Source organism: Gordonia sp. LMA167 (assembly GCF_058130025.1).
Genome location: NZ_CM176708.1, coordinates 987631 through 1008178, shown reverse-complemented (window position 1 = coordinate 1008178; position 20548 = coordinate 987631). Strand labels below are relative to the sequence as shown.

Sequence of the window (20548 nt, the reverse complement as noted above, 5' to 3'; positions counted from 1 at the left end):
ACCCGATCAGTGTTTTGCACAGCCGAGAGCGAGAAACGAGATGACGCACGCAGTCACCGACAGTCCTTCGGACGCCGAATTGATCCAGACCGCGTGCCGCCGGATGAGCGGCGCAACCCTCGCCGTCGAGGGTGCCGAGACCACCCCGGTCAACGTGGTCCATCTGTTCGAGTCCCAGGCGTTTGTGCTGGTCCCGTCCGACGGCGAGGCGATGCTTCTCGCCGGAGAGTGCTCCGATGGGCTACCGGCCATGGTCGAGGTCACCGACTGTGCCCCGATCGATCTGCGGGAACGCGTGCGGTCGCTGGTCTGGCTCAATGGCCATCTACATGCCGTGCCCGTCAACCTCGAGCGCGATCTCGCGCTGGAGATCGCCTCCGAACACCCCGACGACGGTCTCCTCGACATCGGACACGGCTTCTCGATGCTGCGCCTGCAGGTCGGCAATGCCGTCATCGCCACGTCGTCGGGCGCGGCCTCGGTGTCGGCCACCGAACTCGCCGATGCGGCGCCGGACCCGTTCTGGGAGTACGAGGGCGACTGGATCGCACATCTCGACTCCGACCACGCCGACCTCGTCGGCCAACTGACGCGCCGACTGCCTCGGGATCTTCGGGACGGACGCGTCCGGCCGCTCGGACTGGACCGCTTCGGAATCCGGTTCCGCATCGAGGGGCCCACAGGCGACTCCGATGTCCGCATCCCGTTTCCGAGGCCGGTGGCCGACGTCTACGAACTGTCCATGGCGTTGCGCAGTCTCGCCGGATGCCCGTTTCTCAACAGTCTGCCGGAGTGAGACCCTCCCACCAGCCCGAAGTACGCTGTGCCCCATGCGTGCCTCGCTGCGAACGGTGCTGAACCCGCCTCGTTCGAACGCCGTCGCCGTCGTCACCGACCGAACCGAACGTCGCGCGATCGTCATCGAGCTCGTGATCGTCGGCGTACTCACCTTCGGATTCTCGGCGCTCTCCGCGGCGCTGTCGCTGATCGAGGCACAGTTGTCCGGCGGCATCGGGAACACCACCGTGGCACTCAATCCGTCGAGGTCCGACCTGGGCTGGATCGACTTCACCCGCCAGCTGATGAGTGCCCTGCGACTGTTCGCGATCGGCGGCCTCGGCATCTACCTCCTGTGGCGCAGCGGGATCGGCCTCGGGCGCGTCGGGCTCGGTCGCTGGGCACCGCGACGCGACATTCCGGCCGGCGTGGGGCTCGCGGCGTTGATCGGACTGCCGGGCCTCGCGCTGGTCGCCATCGCCCGCGCACTGGGCGCCAACGCTCATCTCGTGCCCAGCGAGGTCGACGGAGTGTGGTGGCGCTGGCCGATCCTCATCCTCATCGCCATCGGCAACGCGGCGGCCGAGGAGATCATCGTCGTCGCCTACTTCATCACCCGACTACGCCAGCTCGGCACATCCGAGAACGTCTCGCTGGCCGCCAGTTCCGTGTTACGCGGCGGGTATCACCTCTACCAGGGCGTCGGCGGCGGAGTGGGCAACATCGTGATGGGGCTGGTCTTCGGCCGGTTCTTCCAGATCACTTCGCGTGTCTGGCCGTTGGTCATCGCGCACGCGGTCATCGACATCGTGGCCTTCGTCGGATACGCGCTCTTCGCCGATCACCTCGGCTGGGTGACCTGAGCACTCACCGGGTCCGATCCGGATCAGACCACCAACGGCTCCCGCCGATAGGGCGGGTCCCCGACCCCGACCATCCGTACCGCGCCGGACGGGGTGATCTCCGACAGTCGCGCATCGACGGGCTCACCGCCATCCACCGAGACCTGGACCGTGACGACGCGATCTTCCTTCCACCGTCGCGCCTGCTCACCGAAAACGGTTCCGGCCCAGTGATATCGGCCATCAAGTGGGTTGACGTGACCGACGATTCGCACGCGCGTGACGATCTCGTCTCCCCCGTCGCCGGAGAGCACGGCCTCGCCGTCGAAGACCTCGTCATCGATCGACGGCGCACCGGGCCAGTCGTAATCGTCGGGGCGGAATCGGCGTAGGCGACGCCGGAGTTCCCTCGGGGAGCGGCGCATGACCCATTCATCCTCGATGGGCCGGCGGATGGCCACCGACCGCGCACCCGACATCGCGAGATACTCGATCGTCGCGACGACGTAGCCGAGGGCTGCGTCGTCGGCGAGGAACAACTCCCCCGGACGGTCGGCCGTGGCGACGCCGAGGTAGCTGCCGGAGGGTGCCACCTTCTCGTGTATCGCCAGACCGCTGTGGCGGCCCTCGTCGACGACCTCGATCGCCAACGGACTGCGGCTGATCCGGGCACGCAGTCGCTGCGTCAGCGGACCGTGACCGGTGAGTGCGACCCGTGTCGCGTCGGGCGTCATGGCAGGAAACCGCCACGCCGCCAGCACATCCGGGAGAGCCGACTCATCAGTCCCGCCTCCTCCAGAAATGCAGCGAGCGAGGCGAATCCGCGCACCTGGGCCTCGTGGAAGTGCGGGTTGGACCGAGCCGCCCGGGCGGCGGCGCGACCGTCGAGCCCGGCCCGTCGATACATCGACGGATTGGTGAACAGTCGCCGGAACAGCGCACCCGCGATCGCGTGACCGTTGCTCGCCACGAATGTCTCCCAACGGGATCGTGTCGGCTTACGGCGCATGATGCCGTCGCGAGCGAACCCGATGTGGCGTGCTTCCTCGGCGACATGAACCTGCATCAACCGGGCGACCAGCGGCTGCATCTGGGGGTCGTCGAGCATCTCGCGCTGCAGCGCGTCGAAGATCTCTTCCCCGACGAGCGCGGCCACCCACAACAGGCTGCCGCGCAGCGCGTACGGGAGCAGCGCCATCGCGGTCCGTTCCCACAACCGCATGGAGAACGGACGCGCGCCCGACCACTCGATGGCGCGACCGAACATCACCATGTGCCGGCATTCGTCGCCCATCTCCGTCAGGGCGTAATGCGTGGCGGCCGACGCCGGGTCGGCGGCCATCAACCGCGTCAGCAACGTCCGGTTGAGCAGGTTCTCGAACCAGATACCGACGGACAGGATGTTGGCCAACTCCTGCCTCGACACCTCGATGCGCTGCTCTTCGGAGAGCCCGTCCCAGATCTCTGTCCCGACGAGCGTCAGGACCTTCGGCGGCAGGAAGTAGCGGCCCGCCTCGGGGTCACGATCCCACTCCAGATCGACGATGGGGTCGTACGACCTCTTCACCGACCCGTTGATCAGGCGCTGCGCAATCGCCTCCCGCCCGCCGGTATCGCTGCTCGCCGCACCTGCGTCGCGCCGGCCGGCCCTGCCCCACTGCGTGGCCACACTCATCTCGCACCTCCTGATTCAGGAAAGCCCTGTGACCTCCGACACTAGGAGCGGCTGGTCTATGTGTCAACAATCACTGTCACACTCTGTACTGTTGTCGTCAGGGCGTGCGGTTCCGTCGGCGGGATCGGGAACGTGCGTGCGATTGGTGCGTACATTGGTTGGGATGAACGAGCCCGAGCCGCCGATGATGCGCCGGCGCGAGGTCCCTCCGGGCCCCGCCCCGCAGCGTGGCGACCCTGCTCGACGTGGCGCCCCTCCACCCCGCCGGATGCCCCCTCCCAGCAGCGAGAACGACCCGACCCGTCGAGTTCCGCCGCGCCGCAATCCGGCGCCCGGGCCGCGCACGTCCGCACCCCCGGTCCCGCCCGAGCAGACCGCCCACCTGCGCGACCGACGGCCCGGCGACGTGCGCTATCAGCCGCCCCAGGCGTGGTCGGATGCGCCCGGGGCAGGGCCGCGTCAGGCAGGCGGCTCGAGGTATGCCCCACCCCAGAAGCCCGAACCCATCCCGGCGGGTCAGCGGTCACAGCAGGCGCCGCACCGACCGGCGCCGAGCGACTCACGCCCACGCCGCTCCTCGGGGAGCGCCCCACCTCGCACACCGGGTTCCCGGTCCGCGACTGCCGCGCCGAGCAAGCCGCGCAGGCGCCGACGCCGACTGCGGGTCGGGCGTCTGCTGTTGGTCGCGTTGCTGCTCCTGGTGGTCGCGTCTGTCGGCCTGGTCTTCTACTACGACTCCAAGCTGAACCGCACCGACGCGCTGGCCTCCTATGCCGGTCGCCCCGGCGACACCCCAGGCACCACGTGGCTGATCGTCGGGAGTGACTCGCGAGCCGATCTGAGCGACGAACAACGTTCCCAGCTGTCCACCGGCGACAGCGACGGCTCGCGCACCGACACCATCATGATGGCGTACAAGCCGTCGAGCGGTGATCCGATGCTCATCAGCATCCCGCGCGACCTCTATGTCCCGATCCCCGGGCAGGGATCGCACAAGATCAACGCCGCCTTCAACTTCGGTGGCCCGCAACTGCTGGTCCAAACCGTCGAGCAGCTCACCGGTGTGCACATCGACCACTACGCGGAGATCGGCTTCGGCGGATTCGCCTCGGTGGTCGACGCGGTAGGCGGCGTCAATCTCTGCCTCGACCAGGCGCTCAACGACCCCAAAGCCGGATTGAACCTGCCGGCCGGATGCCAGGATCTCAACGGGGAGCAGGCCCTCGGGGTGGTCCGGACCCGGGCCTTCCCCAACGCCGACCTCGAACGCGTCGAGAACCAGCGCAAGTTCCTCAGCGCGCTGATGGCCCAGGCAACCAGTCCGGGGGTGCTGCTGAACCCGTTCCGGCTGATCCCGTTCGTGAACGGTGCCGTCGATGCCGTCACCGTCGATGAGCACGACCACATCTGGAATCTGCTGGGCCTGGCCTGGATGCTGCGCCACCCGATCAGGACCACCACACCCACCGGTGGTGGCCAGTACACCTCCGACGGTGACTCGCTCGCCGTCGGCGACAACACCGAGCAGTTCTTCACCTTCATCCGCAAAGGCGTGTCCGTCCCCGAGGATCTGATCTCCGATCAGGGTGGGGTCATCGGCGGCTGAGCACTGGTCGTGACGGATCGGTCCGTCGCGGAATGATGGTGAGGCTCAACTCAGTTAGCCTGAACTGAGCTGATCGGACGATTTCCGGTTTCCTAGGCTGGTCCATGACCGCCACCACCGATGAGTCCGTGTTCCACAAGCTTCTCCACGACCAGATCGGCAACGAATTCGCCGCCGCCCAGCAGTACATCGCGGTCGCGATCTACTACGACGGCCAGGACATGCCCCAGTTGGCCAAGCACTTCTATGCGCAGGCCGTCGAGGAACGCAATCACGCAATGATGATCGTGCAGTACTTCCTCGACCGCGACATCGCGGTCGACATCCCCGGAATTCCTGTGCCGTGCAACAGCTTCGCCGACTACCGGGCTCCCATCGAACTCGCCCTCGAACAGGAGAAGACGGTCACCGAGCAGATCGTGGACCTCGCACGGGCCGCACGCGACTGCGGCGACTACCTCGGCGAGCAGTTCATGGGTTGGTTCCTCGCCGAACAGGTGGAGGAGGTTTTCACCATGACCACCCTGCAGACGATCGCCGAACGCGCACAAGGCAATCTGTTCGACCTCGAGAACTTCGTGGAACGCGAGATCAACAGTGCCACCTCGGGATCCGCGGCACCGCCGGCGGCGGCCGGGGGAAATCTCTAGGTCTCCCCCGGGCATCCCGGGGTCAGCGCAGGGTGACCTGCCGGCCCCGGATGCCGTCGCGGGACCGGAGTTCGGCCGTGCTGAGATCGTCGGTCACCGTGAGCGCGTCGCTGAGCCATTCGTCGAACTGATCCAGCCCGGCCGCCCACTCCTCGTGGTGGAGCTCGTTGTCGAGGTCGAACACCGGGACGAGCAGCCCATGGGTCCGGAACGAGCCGGCGAATCGAGAGCCCTCACCGAGGGTCAGGTGCCCCGCGGCATGCAGCCGGGCCAGCGCGTTCATCAGGTCGTCCTCCGGCTCCGGCCGAACCCAGCGGAGGTGGGCGCGTTCACCCGCGTCGACCCACCACGGGGCGCCGATGCCGCTCTTCGCGGTCAGGCGTGCGCTCGGCATGATCGAGTCGTTGGCCCGCTGCAGCATCTCGGAGATCTCGCCGGGAACGTCGGTGCCCGGCGGGAACCACCATCCGAAGTCGTCGTGGACGATGATGTCGAGCCGGGCGTCGGGGGCGATCACGTCGGTCAGCGGATCGGCTGTTCCCAGTGGCACGTAGTCGGTGTTCGGCTCGGCCGTCTCGGCCCATCGCACCGCGTCGGCGAGCTCGCCGGCGACATCGTCGGACTCCCAGTCGGTTTGCAGTGCGACGATGGCTTCCGGTCCGTCATCGGTCTCCCGGACCAGAGCCCGTACCGCTCCCGGAAGGATGGTGGCGAGGACGATGTCGCGATCCACGTCGTCGGTCAGGGACTTCGCGTCGAGGGTCGCGGTGGCCGAGGCGACGAACGCCCGCAGCGCAACGAGGTCACATTCGGCATCCATCCCGGCGAACGGTCGCGGTGGTGGCGCCATGGCCGCCAGCTGGCGTTCCTTGCGCGCGGCGACCCGCTCGGCGCGATTGCTTCCCGGCCGCGGACCGCTGCCCCGTTTGCTCTTCTTGCCCATGGCACCACCTTCTCATGGGGTGCTCTCGAGCAGATCCCGGGTTCCCTCGGCGCGATCCCCGGTTCCGTCGGCGCGATCCCGGGTTCCCTCGGCGCGATCCCGGGTTCCCTCGGCGCGATCCCGGGTTCCGTCGGCGCAGCTTCGCTCAGTCGACGGTGACGAGCCAGTCGCGGACCTTCGCCGGCCGGTTGGTGGCGAGCCAGCGGACACCGAGATCTGCGCACAGCTGTACATCGGGCAGTTCGTCGACGGTCCAGCAGTACGTCACCCGGCCCGCGGCCGCGGCGCGGTCGACCAGATCGGGATACTGCCGCAATGTCTCCACCGACGGTCCGATCCCGGTCGCGCCCACCGCCGTGGCGGCACTACCCCCGAGCAGCCGGGCGGTGTCGCCGAGCAGGATCGTCGGCAGCATCGGTGCGTGCCGACGAATCCGCCAGACTCCGGCGGAGGAGAACGAGATGACGACGGCGCGACTGTGATCGGCCGACGGCGGGGTGCCGACCTCGAACTCGTGGAGCAGTGCCAGGAGTTTCTGTTCGACCAGGCTTCCGTAGCGAACCGGGTGTTTGGTCTCGATGAACAGCCGCACCGGCCGACGCCAGTCGAGCGTGAGGGTGATCAGTTCGCGCAGGGTCAGCACCGACGTCGGTTTCCCGGACGGATGCCAGCTGCCGAAGTCGAGTTCACGCAGCTGCGGCAACGACATCTCGCTGACCGCGCCGGTGCCGTCGGAGGTTCGGTCGACGGTGCGGTCGTGGACGCACACGAGTTCGTGATCGCTGGTCAGCCGGACGTCGCATTCGAGTCCGTCGGCGCCCTGGGTGAGCGCCAGCTCGTAGGCCGCCAACGTGTGCTCGGGCAATTCCTCGGAGGCGCCGCGATGTGCGACGACCGCCGGTTTGCCCGACCGCGAGATCTGTTCGGCCCCGGTCACGCGACCGCCACCCATCGGCGCGATGGCACCGGCTCCTCGTCGGCCGACCCGAATGTCGCCGTGAGTCGCTCGGCGAACCACCACGCGAAGACGGCCGAGCACAGCGCCGAGAACGTCACGGCGGCCAGGCCATTGGCGCCGGTCTGGATCGAGCCGGAGAACCGGGCCACGATCCGGGTCACCACGGCGAGGATCGCGATGGCATTCACCAGCGTCCACGCCACCCACACTCGGGTGAGTCGGCGTCGGGTGCGTTCGGCCTCCAGGTCGTCACGCAGCATCGCGACCTCGTGCAGCAGGAGACCCACACCCGCGACATTCACCAGGGGCACCGCGGCCAGGATCGCGATCTGCCATCGTGGCCGCGGATCCCGCCGATCGTGTCGTGCGTAGGCGTCGCGGCGGAGGTCGATCACCCAGCGCGCGAACACCACGCTGGTGTAGACGAAGAATCCGAAGGACAGCAGTCCCCCGAAGATCACCAGCGTCGAGGTGAGCCAGTCACTCCACGCCGGCACCGGCATCGACCTGTTCACCACGAGCAGGATGTACCGCGCGAGATGGGCGAGGGCCGCCACCCCGAGGGCGGCGGCGAGCAGCTGCAGAGCGCGCACCAGCGCCGCCATGAGCGTCTCGCCACGCGACTCGGTCACGTCGGCCGGCACCGGCGCGTCACGCAGACCCCACCGCGGGACATAGACATAGCGCGGGATGGGTCGCGGGCCCTCGCCGGCACCCGTGCGGCGGCGCGCCGGGATCGCCTCCGGAGGACGCCGGGCGACCCACCGAACATGTCGGCTGCGATACAGCCGGCCGCTGCGGGGACCGCTGGGCGGCGGCATGGGCCGCTGAGGCGGCCCAACCGGGCGCGCAACGTCATCGCGGACGGGTGCCGCATCCCGAGGGACCGGGGGTGCCGACGACGCGCCGAGCAGCTCGGAATCGAGCACGCGCAACAGCCCACCGCATCGTGGACAGTGTTCGCGGCCCGGACGATGCGGCGCCTGGATTCGGCACCGCGGACAGAGGTCGATCATTCCGACCCTGTGCTCCCCGTCTCCACGGGCTTGCCGTGCTCCACCCACGCCAGCATGCCGCCGCGCACGCAGCTGCCCTCGTAGCCCAGTTGATCGAGGTACTGCAGCACGCGCATCGACCGTCCACTGGAATGGCAGACGACGAGGAGGTCGGCGTCGAGGTCGATCTCCCCGAGGCGGGACGGTACGTCCCCGAGCGGGATGTGCAACGCGCCTCGCACATGGCCCGAATCCCACTCATCGTCCTCGCGGACATCGAGCAGGACCCGGTCGACCTCGTCGGTGAAATCGTTCGGAAGCTCCGTCACCGGTACTTGCCGGATGTCGCCCATGCTCACCGAACCATGGTGGCACAGCGACGCCGGGGACGGCACCGCCTGTGCACAACCCCGATCCGCGCGATGTCGAGTTGACGGGCCGAACACCGGCCCCACACCACTATGCAGACCTGCATATAACTATCCACATGCCGCTTTGCAGAATTGGCCCGAAGTGTGCATCGATGACTGTCAAGCTGTGGATGAGACTGTGGAAACTGTGGAGAAACCGCCGACTACCAGCGGGTAGTGTGTGATCGCCCTCACACCAGATGTGATGCGGCTCACCGGTTCAGTTGCGCGCGACAACACATTCTTCAGCAGAGTGCAGACATGCGTCACAACCAAAGGATTTTTCCGATCGCCACAACGCCTGTGGATAACTTGGGGAGAACCATTCCCGCACATCCGTCTCGCGGTCCCGCACACGCTCAGCGCAGGTGGGTCACGATTCCGCGATCGAGCGCGGTGACGACGCCTGCGACCGCGCTCTCCACGACCCCGTTCACGCTGACCTGCCCGCCGACGAGGCGCGCCAGGAGTGGCTTCGGCGCCTCGACGACGGTGATCTCCGCATCCGGATAGCGCTCGGCGATGACCGAGCGCATGACACCGATCGCATCGACGAGGCCGACTTCCACCGCGCGCCCACCGACCCACATGTCGCCGCTGAACAACTCCTCGTCGGGAGCACGGAGCTTCTTACCGCGCCGCTGCCGCACCCAGCCGATGAACGCTTCGTGCAGTTGCCCCTGCAGCCCCTTGAGCCATTCGACGTCCTCGGGCCGTTCCGGCGAGAACGTGTCGAGGCGGGCCTTGTTGTCGCCGGCGGTGTAGAGCCGGCGCTCGACGCCGAATCGCTGCAGGACGTCGGACAGACCGAACCCCGACGACACGACCCCGATGGAACCGATCATCGAGGTGTGGGCGGCGAAGATCTCGTCGGCGGCACACGCGATCCAATATCCACCCGAGGCGGCCACGTCCTCACAGAAGGCGAGTACCGGAACACCCTTCTCCGCGGACAGCTGACGAATGCGCTCGGCGATGTACTCGGACTGGGCGGGCGATCCACCGGGCGAGTTGATGACCACGACCACCGCCTGGACGTGCTCGGTGCCGAACGCCCGCTTGAGGACGGGCTCGAGGCTGTCGGTGGTGAGCCCGTGTCGGCCCATCCCACCGGCCCCGATCGGACCGTCGAGACGTACGACGGCGACCTGGTCGGCACGCGACCGGGATACGCGCTTGGCCAGCTTCTGCCACGGTCCACCTGTCATAGCGCCGAGTGTAATGCGCCGACAGGACCGGGCCCGGACTCTAGACTTTGCGCGTGCAGATCCGATGGCTCACCGCTTTCTTGGACTTTCCGGCCGCACAGTTCGGTGCCGAGGTCACGTTCTGGCGGGCGATCGCGGGCAGTACCGTCTCACCACCCCGAGGCGACCACCGCGAGTTCGCATCGCTGGAACCGTTCAACGGGGACCCGCACCTGCGGGTGCAACGGATCGACAAGGGACCCGGCGGAATCCACCTCGATCTGCATGTCGAGGATCTGCCGTCCGCCACGCACGAGACGATCGCCCTGGGCGCCACCATGGTTCGCGAGATCCCCGGAGCCGGGTACGTATCCTTGGCGTCGCCGTCCGGCTTTGTGTTCTGCCTGGTCGAATGGCAGGGCGAATCCGAACGGTCCCGACCCATCCGCTGGCCCGGCGACACGATCAGCCTCATCGACCAGGTGTGCATCGACGTCCCCCACGACCTCTTCGAGGACGAGATCGGGTTCTGGTCGCGCCTGACCGGGCGCGAGCCCCGATCGACCAGCCACCCCGAACTCGTCCGCCTGACCCGCGACCCCGCGCTCGCCATCGGAATCCTGCTGCAACGCAACGGAGCAGAGGACACCGCGACGACCGCCTCCGGCCATCTCGACCTGGCCGCCACCGCCGTCGAAGACGAGGTCATCCGGCACGAGGACTGGGGTGCGCAGGTGCTCGAACGTCTCCCGGACTGGACCGTGATGCGAGATCCGGTGGGGCGCAGATACTGCATCACCAGCCGCAACCCCCGGACCGGGGAGTGAGTGCGCCCCCGGCCCGCGCAGATCACTCCCCCTTCGCGCAGAATCGTTGCAGCCGTTCGACTTCGGTCTCGAGCTCGGCACTGACCCCGTGCGGCAGATCGATCATCATGTCCGTGGTGATCGATCCGTCGACGATCGCCCAGGTCCCGGCGAGACGTCCGTCGACGAGGACGAATCCGGGCGAACGGCCGTTCGGGGTGCGGATACTGTCGTAGCGGTCGTCGTCGGCGATCCGTCGGCGATCAGCCTGTGCCACAAGGACATTGTCATAGGGAGCGAGCAGCCGGACGGGAGCCGGCACATCCTCGTCCACCACGTCGAGGCCGTCGAGGTCGAAGAGCTGTTCACCGTCCGGGCCGGTCAGCTCCACGAGCTCCCAGTCCGCCGCCATCTCGTCGATCAGCGGGCGCAGCCGGGTCAGGCCGCACCACGTCTGGATGCCCTTCACCGTCGCCGGACCGAAACCCCGCAGATAGAGCCGGATCAGGTCCTTGCGCGCCTCATCCCCGACCACGGCGGGCTCGCCCGGTCCGGCCCAGTCGTCGAAGAGCTGGTAGGTGGGCGCTCCCACACCCCGCCAGAGGCCTCGCGGGGGGATCTGCACCAGCGACAGCCCACACCGCGCGACGGTTGCCAATGTCGACGGTTGGTTTCCCGGATAGCGTTGCGCCAGTTCGCGTCCGAGATCGGCACCGGAAACCGCGCGTCCGGCCAGCAGTTCCTGCGCCGCGCCGAGCACCCGATCGACGCTGGTGCCGGTGAGTCGACGGCCGTGCAATGCCATCCCCGCGTCGAGAACCGGCTGGGCGACCGGCCGAATCCACCGCGCGTCCTCGGCGTCCAACACGAAGACCGTCGACCGGAGCAACGCCATCCGGACGACCTCACGGCCCGCGAGCAGATCGTCGAGTTCGTTCGGGTCGAAATCATCGATACGCGACCATAATCCGAAGAAGGGCGCCTTCGGTTCCTGTGCCTGCAGGCCGACACAGCGGTCCAGCACCTCGATGGCATCCTCGTCCACGCGATCGAGCAGGTACTGACGTCGCAGCAGCGTCCGGTTCCACTGACGCAGTGTGATCGATTCGGCCACCGATCACGCGGCCGGGTAGTGCAGACCGGTGGCGGCGTGGCATCGATAGCCGTGGGGATTCTTCGCCAGATACTGCTGGTGATAGTCCTCGGCGTAGTAGAAGTGGCCGTCTCCGGCCCCGGCGAGGGGCGTGATCTCGGTGGCGATCGGGCCCAGACCCGCATCGTGGAGCACCATGCCGAATTTCTCGGCCGTCGAGGAGGCCAGCTCGGCGTCCTTGTCCGACAGTGTGTAGATCGCCGACCGATACTGGGTCCCGACATCGTTGCCCTGTCGCATCTCCTGGGTCGGATCGTGTGATTCCCAGAAGATCTTGAGCACGGCCTCGAGGTCGATGACCGCCGGATCGAAGACCACCAGCACGGATTCGGTGTGGCCGGTCCGCGCGGTGCAGACCTCCTCGTAGGTGGGGTTGGGCGTATGGCCGCCGGCATAGCCGACCGCGGTGGTGTACGCCCCGGGCACCTGCCAGAAGATCTCCTCGACCCCCCAGAAGCAGCCCCCCGCGAGGATCACCGCCGAGAGACCGTCGGCGAACTCACCGATCCCGTTGTCCGCCGGATCGCCCGCCCCCCGCAGCGGATGGTGCAGCAGCAGGTGTTCATCGGCCACCGGGACACCGCTCGCCCTCCCCGGCAACGCCTCGTCGGCGGAAATGAAAGACATGGCGCCAATCGTACGCTCGCTGCCGGCTGCCACGGGTTGATGGATCTGCGCTGGTCTGCCTATCATGACCCCCACGCCGGGGTTGTGATCGTGATCACTCGCCGGCGCCGGCCAGTCCAGTACGCGGCGTCCGCGCCACGATCTCTGCCGACGAAGGGTGTTCATGGCAACGCACGCGAGTTCTGATCTCCGCCGGGCCCTCGGGCCGCGGCAGAACATCCCGCGTGCGAACTACGATGTCCGGTCTGCGTGCATCGGAACCGCAGCCAGCATCGTCGGACTCATCGCTCTGCTCATCGTGCTGATCGCCATCTGAGCGCCCGTCCCACACCTCGGTCCGCGGACCGATACTTCAACCGCACTTGAACCCGATTGTGCCGCAGTGTTTGCAATCCCCCATGTAGTGGGTAAGGGTGGAAGTACTCGCGTGACCGGCGTTCGGACGCCGCGATTGAGCGCGCAGAGTGAGTAACGAGCAAAACCTCAGAGAGGAATATCGTGGCTGAATACACCTTGCCGGATCTCCCGTATGACTATGCGGCACTGGAGCCGCACATCTCCGGCAGGATCATGGAGCTCCATCACGACAAGCACCATGCCACCTATGTGAAGGGCGCGAACGACACCCTCGAGAAGCTGGCCGCGGCCCGCGACGACGAGAGCATCGCCGGCAAGGTCTACGGACTCTCGGCAACCCTGTCGTTCCACCTCGGTGGTCACACCAATCACTCGATCTTCTGGAAGAACTTGTCTCCCAACGGTGGCGACAAGCCCGAAGGCGACCTCGCGGCCGCCATCGACGACCAGTTCGGGAGCTTCGACAAGTTCCGGGCCCACTTCACCGCAGCCGCCACCACCCTGCAGGGCAGTGGCTGGGCCATCCTGGGCTACGACACCATCGGCGGCAACCTGGTGGTCCTGCAGCTCACCGATCAGAGCGGCAACATCCCGGCGGCGATCATCCCGGTCGTCATGCTCGACATGTGGGAGCACGCCTTCTACCTCGACTATCAGAACGTGAAGCCGGACTACGTCAAGGCCTGGTGGAACGTCGTGAACTGGGCCGACGCCGCAGAGCGTTTCGCCACCGCGAGCAGCCAGGGCAAGGGACTCGTCGTCCCGGCCTGATCTCGTACCGCACAACCGCCGTCGCGTTCGGACACCGAGCACGACGGCGGTTCTGCGTTATGTCACCGATCAGTGAGAAGGCCCGGAACCGTCCGCAGGGTTGCGCGCCCTTCGTGACGCATCGCTCGTTCCTCGCGAGGCTCCTCAGGGATCGGGTGGTGGCGCATCGCTCGTTCCTCGCGAGGCTCCGCAGAGAGCGGTTGGAAGGTCTCGCGTATCGGTCACCCGCTGATCAGCGACGACCGGATGGCTCACAGCACGATCGTCAGTGTGATCGCTCCGGCACAGGCGATCCCGACGATCACGAGGACCAGCGCGTCCACCCGTCCGGGGCGCGACTGATAGGCGGTGAGGCGGCCTGTACCGCCACGGGCCGTGATCGCCTCGGCCATCTCCGAACTGCGCCGCAGCGCGCTCGACATCGCAGCGGTGACCATGTCGACGACACCCATCTCGGCAGCCGGGTGGCCGCTGCGGGCCGGGGCCGACGGGCGAAGCCGATGCGCCGCCCGCAGCATCCGCAACTCGTCGATCAGAAGCGGGAGACCACGCAGGCACAGCGCGATGGCCACCGCCCACTCGTCGACCGGCAGGCGCAGCCACCGCAACGGCCGCATCAACGTGGCGATCGCCGGCGCGACCTCGGCCATCGGCGTCGTCCAGATCACCAGGATGGAACTCGCGAGCAGCACCAGACCCAGGGTGACCGCACGGAGGTAGACCACCAGCGCCGCAGGCCCGAACATCAGATTCAGGACGCCGCCGGCCAGGATGAGGCCCCAAAACCACCATGGCGGACGGGGTATGGCGCCCAGCGGGATTCCCGCGGTGATCGCGGTCAGCACCACGACCGCTGCCACCAGCCCCAGCGCAGGCCACGAGGGCAACACCCACGTCATCAGCCCGAGCGCCATCACGACGAGCAGTTTGGTGCCCGCCCACAAGCGATGTATCAGCGAGTCGCCGGGCACCTGCCGCAAGGGAACCGTCTGCACGCTCATTCCACTGCCTCCCTGGAACCGGGTCGCAACGATTCGGCCGGTCGCGGCTGCGGCAGCATCGCGAGCGTGCCGTCGGACAGCTGGACGCGGCGATTCACCACCGAATCGAGATCGGTGAAGTCGTGGGAGATGATCACGATGGTCAACCCGTCGGCGCGCATCCGTGCCAGCATGCCGACGATCTCGGCGCGCGCGTACGGATCCACACCGGCCAGCGGCTCGTCGAGGATCAGCACCTTCGGCCGCCGGGCCAGGAGTCCGGCCAGGACCACCCGACGCATCTGCCCGCCGCTGAGCGCGTCGATCCGCCGTGCGGCCATCTCGCGCGGCAACCCGACGGATTCGAGTACCCGCGCGACCTCGGCGGTGCCGACCTCGATGCCGCCTGCCGCCATGATCTCGTCGCCGACGGTCTGCTTCTGCAGTTGCAGCCGGGCGTGCTGAAAGGCCAGTGCCACATCGCCCACCCGGCCCGCGACGGGCTTCCCGGCAAGGGTCGCGCTACCCGACGTCGGCGTGATGAGGCCGGCCATCACCCACGCGAGGGTGGTCTTGCCGGAGCCGTTGCCGCCGACGACCAGCACACCGTCGCCCCGGTTCACCGTCACCGAGACATCCCGCAGCGCGTCGACGGCCCACGGTGATCCTGGCAGATAGGTGTACCCGACGTGCTCGAGCGCCAGCAGCGGCTCCCCGGCCCCCGGTGGGGCGCGGTGGCCGCGACGATCCAGTGGTGCCGGCACCACCGGTTCCTCGACCGCGCCGGGCCGTGGAACCCAATCCGGCGGATGCGGGATCACCCGGCCCTGATGGAGATGGATGATGCGGTCCGCGGCGGCCGCCTCCGCGCCGCGATGTGTGATCAGCACGACCGACATCCCGCGCCTGCGGGGCAGGTCGGCGAGCAGGGTGAGGAGTTCTTCGCGGCCGGTCGGGTCGACCATGGAGGTCACCTCGTCGGCGATCAGCAGCGCGGGGTCACGGGCGAGCGCGGCCGCGATCGCCAGCCGTTGCTGCTGGCCACCCGAGAGATCCGAGGTCTCGCGGCCCCCGAGTCCGGCGAGTCCGACCTCGGCGAGCAGGGCCTCGGTGTCCACGTCGACGCCGGGCGGCAGGCCCCAGACGACGTCGTCGGCGACGCGTGACCCGAGCATCTGGGTCTCCGGCCGCTGCAGCACCATCGCCGTGCCACCGTGGCGTCCCAGCCCGGCCGCACCGGGGCGGTGCACCGAACCGCTCGTCGGCGCGCGGCCTGCCAGCACCTTGGCCAGCGTCGACTTCCCCGAACCGTTGGCGCCGACGACCGCGACGAACTCGCGCTCGGCCACGGCGACCGTGACGTCGTCGAGCACCAGGGGCCCGTCGGGTCGATAGCGGAAACCGATGCCGGACAGGGTCAACGGCAACGGCGCCACGTCGGACGCGCCGATGTCGGTGTCGCCGGCGTCCAGGGTGTCTTCGCTCGGCACGTCGGCCAGACGCCCGATCACACCACCGAGCAGCCACCACGCCACCGCGAGCGAGAGCACGGCACCGAGTGAACCCGACACCCACATCCAGACCCACCAGTAGTCGACCATGCTGGTGCCGAGCCGGTCGACCGCGTCGGCGACACCGCCGAGTGCGGGGACACTGTCCAGCAGCTTCACCAGGCCGCCGATGGTGTTCCCGAGCGCCTCGAGGGCCAGAGTGCGCAACGGGACCAGCACGAGCAGCAGCAGCACCGACAGCCCACCGATGAACGGCGCCGCGACCAGGCTGGCGAGCATGAAGGTCCCGAGGCCACGTCCGCGTCGTTTGATGTCGCCGACGATGCCGCCGACGATCGCCGAGCCGAGCACGGTGGCCGCGGCACCGGTGCCCGCCATCGCGAAGCTCACGCCGGTGGTGGCCACCGACGCCGCGATCAGCGCCCGGGGGCGGGTGCGGGCCGCGACGAGTGCCAGCGGCACCGGCGCCAGCAGTCCGACCGCCGTGGCCAGGGGCACGACCGCCGCCACGACGATCGCCGCGACCGTCAATCCGCCGAAGATCGCGATCGATGCCATCTCCATCGGGCGCAGCGGTGCAGAACTTCTCACCTCATCCAGTGTGCCTGGTGCCGCCGACACATCCGCGCGCGGTGACGTGGCTCATCCGCTCGTTCGGACGCGGCCCGGGTTACGGCGTGTAAAAGAACCGTCACAAGAACCGTGTTCGAGTTGTCATCCGCCCGGCCGGGGTGGATTCTTCTTCCACAGGATCCACTGCGATCTGTGGGTCCTCGTCTCGGAGTTCGATCCTGGGTTCGGGCCTTGTGGCAGAGGGAGATCAGAGATGACGACTTCCATTCCGATCGGTTTGACGCCGTTCCACTTCGAGGGGGAACTCAACGGCATCCTGATCTCGGGACGCTGGCCCGAGTCCACGTTGGAGTGGACGCAGACGCTGGTCGCGTCGGTGCGGATCGCGTGCCGCCCCGGATTTCTCCCGACGACCACGATCTTCGGCGTCGTCGAGGAGCGTCCCGACGATGCCGAGGCCGACGCTGTCGGGATGATGGTCGCGGTCGGCAACGTCGTCGACGACAGCTTCGTCGAGGCCGGACGCTTCCTGACCAACCCGCCGGCGCTGGTCATGCTGCATCCCCCGTCACAGACCCGGCCGTCGCTGCCCGAGTGCTCACAGGTCGCGTCCGGCTGTGTGCTGCTGCCCGGCCTCCCCGAGCTCGGTCTGGAACACCGTGCCGGGTGGGCCGAGGCCGAGGCCGACGGCACGGTGGTGAACCTGCGCAACCAAGTCGGTATCGATCCCAACGCCGACCCCGACACGGCCGTCCTCGCGATGCTTCTGGCCGCCTGACCTGCGCAGAGAGAGTTAGGGTCGCCAAACTTTCAAATTTGAGCCTCCCACCTGCGGAAATACGGCCATGCAATCTGTTGCAGAGCCGAGTGTGGGCACCCTAACCTGGTCCACATGATTGCTGCCCTGTTGCTGAGCTTCGGCGTGATCTTCGTCGCCGAACTCGGCGACAAGTCACAGCTGATGGCGATGACCTACGCCCTGCGCTACCGGTGGTGGGTGGTGCTGACGGCCATCACCGTCGCCACCACCGCGGTGCATGCGGTGTCGGTGTTCTTCGGCCACTTCCTCGGCATGTCCATCCCGTCGGACCTCATGTCGATCCTGGCCGGGCTGGCGATGCTGGTCTTCGGTCTGTGGACGCTGCGTGGCGATCACCTCGACGACGACGAATCGAGCAAGGCCGACCGGGTCGGCAAGTCGGTGTTCTTCGCGGTCATGTCGTCGTTCTTCCTCGCCGAACTCGGCGACAAGACGATGCTCGCGACCATCACCCTTTCGACCAACAACGACTGGCTCGGCGTGTGGATCGGTTCGACCATCGGGATGGTCGCCGCGGACGCCCTGGCCATCGCGATCGGCGCCCTGCTCGGCAAGCATCTGCCGGAGCGGATCATCGCCCGCGGCGCCGCCGTCCTGTTCTTCGCCTTCGCCGCCTGGCTGCTGTGGGAGGGACTCTCCGACGCCGCGACCGTCACCGTGATCGCCACCCTGAGCGCGGTGGTCGTGCTGATCGGCATCGGTGCGGTCTACATCCGGCATCTGCGCCGGAATGCGGCCGCCGACGATCGTTCTCCTGCGGCCGACGAGGACTCCCGAACGATCGCTCGGTGATTTCGGGGGCTGCAACCCGACCGTGACGTCGACGTGTCTAGGGTGATCGGTGACACGACACCCCGCACCCGCCACGCCACCCCGGCCGGTGCCGCCCGAAAGGACTCCTCATGGACGTTACCGGCTCATCCGTACTGGTCACCGGCGCAGCGTCGGGGCTCGGCGCCGCCACCGCCGCTCACTTCGCCGCCGCCGGGGCCCAGGTGTACGGACTCGACCTACAGCCCGGGATCGACAAGGCCGAACCGGTGGGCGGGGTGACGCTCCTGGCCGCCGACGTCACCAGCGAGATCGACGTGAAAGCCGCGATCGACACCATCTCCGATTCCGGCTCACCGCTGCGCGTCGCGGTCAACTGTGCCGGTGTCGGATGGGCCGCGCGCATCCTCGGGAAAGGCGGACCGCACGACCTGAGCCTCTTCCAGAAGATCATCAACATCAACCTGGTCGGGACCTTCAACGTGATGCGACTGGCCGCCGAGCAGATGTCGAAGGAGTCGGTCGTCGACAACGACGGCCAGCGCGGCGTCATCATCAACACCGCCTCGGTCGCCGCGTTCGAAGGACAGATCGGCCAGATCGCCTACGCCGCATCCAAGGGCGGTGTGCACGCGATGACCATCTCGGCCGCCCGCGACCTGGCCCGCGCCGGCGTCCGCGTGTGCACCATCGCGCCGGGAACCATCAAGACACCCATGCTCGCCGGCGTCACCCCGGAGTTCCAGCAGACACTCGCCGAGGCGATCCCGTTCCCGCAGCGCCTCGGTGAGCCCGACGAATACGCGCAGCTCGCCGAGATGATCGTCGCGCACAACTATCTGAACGGCGAGACGATCCGCATGGACGGCGCGATCCGCATGGCCCCGCGCTGACCGGTCACGCGACCGGCTGCGCGGCGACCGCGCTCGACAACCGCTTCAGCGGCGCCGCATCGGCCTCGAGGTCCGCGCCGCCCGGCACCACGTCACGCACCGGCCCACGGGCCCGCCCCACGATCCGATACTCCTCGACCGCCGCCCAGAGCATGTCTGCTCGGGCGGCGTCGTCGACGATCTCGAAATCCTCGGTGAGGTACGGACTGAGCTGAGTCAGCGCATCCCGGATCTCCACGACCCGCCGATGGAACACCATCGACGGCGGCGGCGACGCACCGAGCGGCAACACCACCTCGGGTACGGCGTCGGTGACCAGCTCCCACAGCGGGAGCAGGGCCTGCGCATCGCGAAGATGTCGCCGTTTCGACGTGATGGTCCGCCACCGGGCGTGCAGCATCGGGTAGCTGATCCCGATGAGGAACGCGACCACCCCGACCACCGAACACACCTGACTGACACTCAGCAGCCACCCGGCCACATACCACCTGGTGGCGGCGCCGACGATGAACACGATCTGCAGCGCGACCCCCAGGGTGAGGAACACCAGTCCGCCCAACAGCACCGCCAGCGACGTCTGCAGATAACCCGTCGCCAGGTCCAGGAAACGTCTGATGCTCCGCACGCACGCGATGAACCCGTAGGTCAGATATCCGCTGGCGATCAGCACGAACAGCGCGTAGGCGACGTTGCGGGCCGTCCACGCCGAGAGTTCCTCGGTGCGCAGGCCCACCGGCATCACCAGCATCGTGATCTGCAGACCGACGAGGGCGACCACGAGCGGCACCGCTTCGATCCCCGCGCGGCGCTCCCGGCTGGAACGGCCGGTCCGCGTCCAACCCACTCGCTTCGCTCCCGGCGCCGCGAACATTCGGCCCGCTCGCATCGCTCCCGGCGCCGCGAACATTCGGCCCGCTCGCATCGCTCCCGGCGCCGCGAACATTCGGCCCGCTCGCTTCGCTCCCGGCGCCGGGAAGAAGAACACGACGATCAGCGCTGCAACCCCGACGGCGAGCAGACCGCGGAAGAGCACGCGCGCGGCGCCGGTGAAGACGACGTCGTCGACGGCTGCGGTGACGTCGTCGCCGGACACCACGAAGGCGAGGGTCAATGCGGCGATCGCCACCGTCATCGCCACCGCTTGCAGGCCGCCGCCATCCCGGCGGATCTGTTCCAGTCGCCAACACAGTGCGGCGGCGAAGATCACCGCGGCGATCGTGTTGAGTACACCGACGACGATCAC

Annotated in this window: 22 protein-coding genes; 10 read left to right on the top strand and 12 right to left on the bottom strand. The window is 68.0% G+C overall.

The features are described from left to right. Positions 1 to 40 precede the first annotated feature (40 nt). Together ACVT6V_RS04535 and ACVT6V_RS04530 are read left to right on the top strand one after the other, a co-directional pair. Positions 41 to 796: a DUF2470 domain-containing protein gene (locus tag ACVT6V_RS04535; protein ID WP_489898622.1), complete on the top strand. Its 756-nt coding sequence runs from the start codon at positions 41 to 43 to the stop codon at positions 794 to 796. Between the two features lie 34 nt (positions 797 to 830). Further along, positions 831 to 1640 (top strand): CPBP family intramembrane glutamic endopeptidase, encoded by an 810-nt coding sequence (locus ACVT6V_RS04530; protein WP_489898621.1) that lies wholly within the window; start codon positions 831 to 833, stop codon positions 1638 to 1640. A 23-nt stretch (positions 1641 to 1663) separates the two neighbouring features. On the opposite strand, the gene ACVT6V_RS04525 is transcribed toward ACVT6V_RS04530, so the two are convergent. Then, complete coding sequence (locus tag ACVT6V_RS04525) at positions 1664 to 2353, bottom strand: DUF4873 domain-containing protein (RefSeq protein ID WP_489898620.1); 690 nt, start codon at positions 2351 to 2353, stop codon at positions 1664 to 1666. Next, positions 2350 to 3294 carry an AurF N-oxygenase family protein gene (locus tag ACVT6V_RS04520; protein WP_489898619.1) on the bottom strand — a complete coding sequence of 315 codons (945 nt, stop codon included), beginning with the start codon at positions 3292 to 3294 and terminating at the stop codon, positions 2350 to 2352. The genes ACVT6V_RS04525 and ACVT6V_RS04520 overlap by 4 nt, the downstream gene beginning before the upstream one ends. A gap of 163 nt (positions 3295 to 3457) precedes the next feature. On the opposite strand from ACVT6V_RS04520, the gene ACVT6V_RS04515 reads away from it, so the two are divergent. Both ACVT6V_RS04515 and ACVT6V_RS04510 read left to right on the top strand, forming a co-directional pair. Next, entirely contained in the window at positions 3458 to 4900 is a 1443-nt protein-coding gene (locus tag ACVT6V_RS04515; RefSeq protein WP_489898618.1) for an LCP family protein, read from the top strand. 104 nt (positions 4901 to 5004) lie between these two features. Beyond that, positions 5005 to 5550: a ferritin gene (locus ACVT6V_RS04510; RefSeq protein WP_489898617.1), complete on the top strand. Its 546-nt coding sequence runs from the start codon at positions 5005 to 5007 to the stop codon at positions 5548 to 5550. Between the two features lie 22 nt (positions 5551 to 5572). Here the strand turns inward: ACVT6V_RS04510 and ACVT6V_RS04505 are convergent, their stop codons facing one another. From ACVT6V_RS04505 to ACVT6V_RS04485, 5 genes are all read right to left on the bottom strand, one after another. Then, on the bottom strand, positions 5573 to 6493 hold the full coding sequence (locus tag ACVT6V_RS04505; RefSeq protein ID WP_489898616.1) for a DUF5926 family protein: 921 nt from the start codon (positions 6491 to 6493) through the stop codon (positions 5573 to 5575). Positions 6494 to 6638: 145 nt separating this feature from the next. Further along, on the bottom strand, positions 6639 to 7445 hold the full coding sequence (locus tag ACVT6V_RS04500; RefSeq protein WP_489898615.1) for a glycerophosphodiester phosphodiesterase: 807 nt from the start codon (positions 7443 to 7445) through the stop codon (positions 6639 to 6641). Further along, on the bottom strand, positions 7427 to 8380 hold the full coding sequence (locus tag ACVT6V_RS04495) for a DUF4328 domain-containing protein (protein WP_489898614.1): 954 nt from the start codon (positions 8378 to 8380) through the stop codon (positions 7427 to 7429). Before ACVT6V_RS04495 ends, ACVT6V_RS04500 begins: the two co-directional genes overlap by 19 nt. 83 nt (positions 8381 to 8463) lie before the next feature. Further along, positions 8464 to 8799 carry a rhodanese-like domain-containing protein gene (locus ACVT6V_RS04490; protein ID WP_489900704.1) on the bottom strand — a complete coding sequence of 112 codons (336 nt, stop codon included), beginning with the start codon at positions 8797 to 8799 and terminating at the stop codon, positions 8464 to 8466. Between the two features lie 416 nt (positions 8800 to 9215). Then, positions 9216 to 10064: a S49 family peptidase gene (locus ACVT6V_RS04485; protein ID WP_489898613.1), complete on the bottom strand. Its 849-nt coding sequence runs from the start codon at positions 10062 to 10064 to the stop codon at positions 9216 to 9218. 53 nt (positions 10065 to 10117) lie between these two features. On the opposite strand from ACVT6V_RS04485, the gene ACVT6V_RS04480 reads away from it, so the two are divergent. After that, positions 10118 to 10870, top strand: a complete 753-nt coding sequence (locus tag ACVT6V_RS04480; protein WP_489898612.1) for a VOC family protein — start codon at positions 10118 to 10120, stop codon at positions 10868 to 10870. Between the two features lie 22 nt (positions 10871 to 10892). Here ACVT6V_RS04480 and ACVT6V_RS04475 read toward each other — a convergent pair whose 3' ends face one another. Both ACVT6V_RS04475 and msrA read right to left on the bottom strand, forming a co-directional pair. Beyond that, complete coding sequence (locus ACVT6V_RS04475; protein ID WP_489898611.1) at positions 10893 to 11963, bottom strand: winged helix DNA-binding domain-containing protein; 1071 nt, start codon at positions 11961 to 11963, stop codon at positions 10893 to 10895. Positions 11964 to 11966: 3 nt separating this feature from the next. Continuing rightward, the gene (gene msrA / locus ACVT6V_RS04470) at positions 11967 to 12629 is read right to left on the bottom strand and encodes a peptide-methionine (S)-S-oxide reductase MsrA (protein WP_489898610.1); all 663 of its coding nucleotides are present in this window, start codon (positions 12627 to 12629) and stop codon (positions 11967 to 11969) included. 163 nt (positions 12630 to 12792) lie between these two features. Here msrA and ACVT6V_RS04465 point away from each other — a divergent pair, with 163 nt between their 5' ends. Together ACVT6V_RS04465 and ACVT6V_RS04460 are read left to right on the top strand one after the other, a co-directional pair. Beyond that, entirely contained in the window at positions 12793 to 12945 is a 153-nt protein-coding gene (locus ACVT6V_RS04465; protein WP_489898609.1) for a hypothetical protein, read from the top strand. A gap of 182 nt (positions 12946 to 13127) precedes the next feature. Further along, positions 13128 to 13757, top strand: coding sequence for a superoxide dismutase (locus ACVT6V_RS04460; RefSeq protein ID WP_489898608.1), 630 nt, complete (start codon positions 13128 to 13130; stop codon positions 13755 to 13757). A gap of 251 nt (positions 13758 to 14008) precedes the next feature. Here the strand turns inward: ACVT6V_RS04460 and ACVT6V_RS04455 are convergent, their stop codons facing one another. Next, a complete protein-coding gene (locus ACVT6V_RS04455; protein ID WP_489898607.1) occupies positions 14009 to 14758 on the bottom strand; it encodes an energy-coupling factor transporter transmembrane component T family protein in 750 nt (249 codons plus the stop codon). Continuing rightward, positions 14755 to 16812: an ABC transporter ATP-binding protein gene (locus ACVT6V_RS04450; RefSeq protein WP_489900703.1), complete on the bottom strand. Its 2058-nt coding sequence runs from the start codon at positions 16810 to 16812 to the stop codon at positions 14755 to 14757. Before ACVT6V_RS04450 ends, ACVT6V_RS04455 begins: the two co-directional genes overlap by 4 nt. A 262-nt stretch (positions 16813 to 17074) precedes the next feature. On the opposite strand from ACVT6V_RS04450, the gene ACVT6V_RS04445 reads away from it, so the two are divergent. The 3 genes from ACVT6V_RS04445 (at position 17075) to ACVT6V_RS04435 (ending at position 19305) form a co-directional block, all read left to right on the top strand. Continuing rightward, positions 17075 to 17599 (top strand): peptidase, encoded by a 525-nt coding sequence (locus tag ACVT6V_RS04445; RefSeq protein ID WP_489898606.1) that lies wholly within the window; start codon positions 17075 to 17077, stop codon positions 17597 to 17599. Between the two features lie 114 nt (positions 17600 to 17713). Continuing rightward, complete coding sequence (locus ACVT6V_RS04440) at positions 17714 to 18433, top strand: TMEM165/GDT1 family protein (protein ID WP_489898605.1); 720 nt, start codon at positions 17714 to 17716, stop codon at positions 18431 to 18433. Positions 18434 to 18543: 110 nt separating this feature from the next. Next, complete coding sequence (locus ACVT6V_RS04435) at positions 18544 to 19305, top strand: SDR family NAD(P)-dependent oxidoreductase (protein ID WP_489898604.1); 762 nt, start codon at positions 18544 to 18546, stop codon at positions 19303 to 19305. Positions 19306 to 19309: 4 nt separating this feature from the next. On the opposite strand, the gene ACVT6V_RS04430 is transcribed toward ACVT6V_RS04435, so the two are convergent. Further along, on the bottom strand, positions 19310 to 20548 hold the full coding sequence (locus ACVT6V_RS04430) for an MAB_1171c family putative transporter (RefSeq protein WP_489898603.1): 1239 nt from the start codon (positions 20546 to 20548) through the stop codon (positions 19310 to 19312).

Excerpts from the sequence above, each read along its gene's own strand:
- ACVT6V_RS04465 (WP_489898609.1), top strand. The coding sequence starts at position 12,793 with ATGGCAACGCACGCGAGTTCTGATCTCCGCCGGGCCCTCGGGCCGCGG.
- ACVT6V_RS04530 (WP_489898621.1), top strand. The coding sequence starts at position 831 with ATGCGTGCCTCGCTGCGAACGGTGCTGAACCCGCCTCGTTCGAACGCC.
- ACVT6V_RS04505 (WP_489898616.1), bottom strand. The coding sequence starts at position 6,493 with ATGGGCAAGAAGAGCAAACGGGGCAGCGGTCCGCGGCCGGGAAGCAAT.
- ACVT6V_RS04510 (WP_489898617.1), top strand. The coding sequence starts at position 5,005 with ATGACCGCCACCACCGATGAGTCCGTGTTCCACAAGCTTCTCCACGAC.
- ACVT6V_RS04450 (WP_489900703.1), bottom strand. The coding sequence starts at position 16,812 with ATGGAGATGGCATCGATCGCGATCTTCGGCGGATTGACGGTCGCGGCG.
- ACVT6V_RS04535 (WP_489898622.1), top strand. The coding sequence starts at position 41 with ATGACGCACGCAGTCACCGACAGTCCTTCGGACGCCGAATTGATCCAG.
- ACVT6V_RS04485 (WP_489898613.1), bottom strand. The coding sequence starts at position 10,064 with ATGACAGGTGGACCGTGGCAGAAGCTGGCCAAGCGCGTATCCCGGTCG.
- ACVT6V_RS04490 (WP_489900704.1), bottom strand. The coding sequence starts at position 8,799 with ATGGGCGACATCCGGCAAGTACCGGTGACGGAGCTTCCGAACGATTTC.
- ACVT6V_RS04445 (WP_489898606.1), top strand. The coding sequence starts at position 17,075 with ATGACGACTTCCATTCCGATCGGTTTGACGCCGTTCCACTTCGAGGGG.
- ACVT6V_RS04520 (WP_489898619.1), bottom strand. The coding sequence starts at position 3,294 with ATGAGTGTGGCCACGCAGTGGGGCAGGGCCGGCCGGCGCGACGCAGGT.
- ACVT6V_RS04455 (WP_489898607.1), bottom strand. The coding sequence starts at position 14,758 with ATGAGCGTGCAGACGGTTCCCTTGCGGCAGGTGCCCGGCGACTCGCTG.
- ACVT6V_RS04525 (WP_489898620.1), bottom strand. The coding sequence starts at position 2,353 with ATGACGCCCGACGCGACACGGGTCGCACTCACCGGTCACGGTCCGCTG.
- ACVT6V_RS04500 (WP_489898615.1), bottom strand. The coding sequence starts at position 7,445 with ATGGGTGGCGGTCGCGTGACCGGGGCCGAACAGATCTCGCGGTCGGGC.
- ACVT6V_RS04515 (WP_489898618.1), top strand. The coding sequence starts at position 3,458 with ATGAACGAGCCCGAGCCGCCGATGATGCGCCGGCGCGAGGTCCCTCCG.
- msrA (WP_489898610.1), bottom strand. The coding sequence starts at position 12,629 with ATGTCTTTCATTTCCGCCGACGAGGCGTTGCCGGGGAGGGCGAGCGGT.
- ACVT6V_RS04435 (WP_489898604.1), top strand. The coding sequence starts at position 18,544 with ATGGACGTTACCGGCTCATCCGTACTGGTCACCGGCGCAGCGTCGGGG.
- ACVT6V_RS04440 (WP_489898605.1), top strand. The coding sequence starts at position 17,714 with ATGATTGCTGCCCTGTTGCTGAGCTTCGGCGTGATCTTCGTCGCCGAA.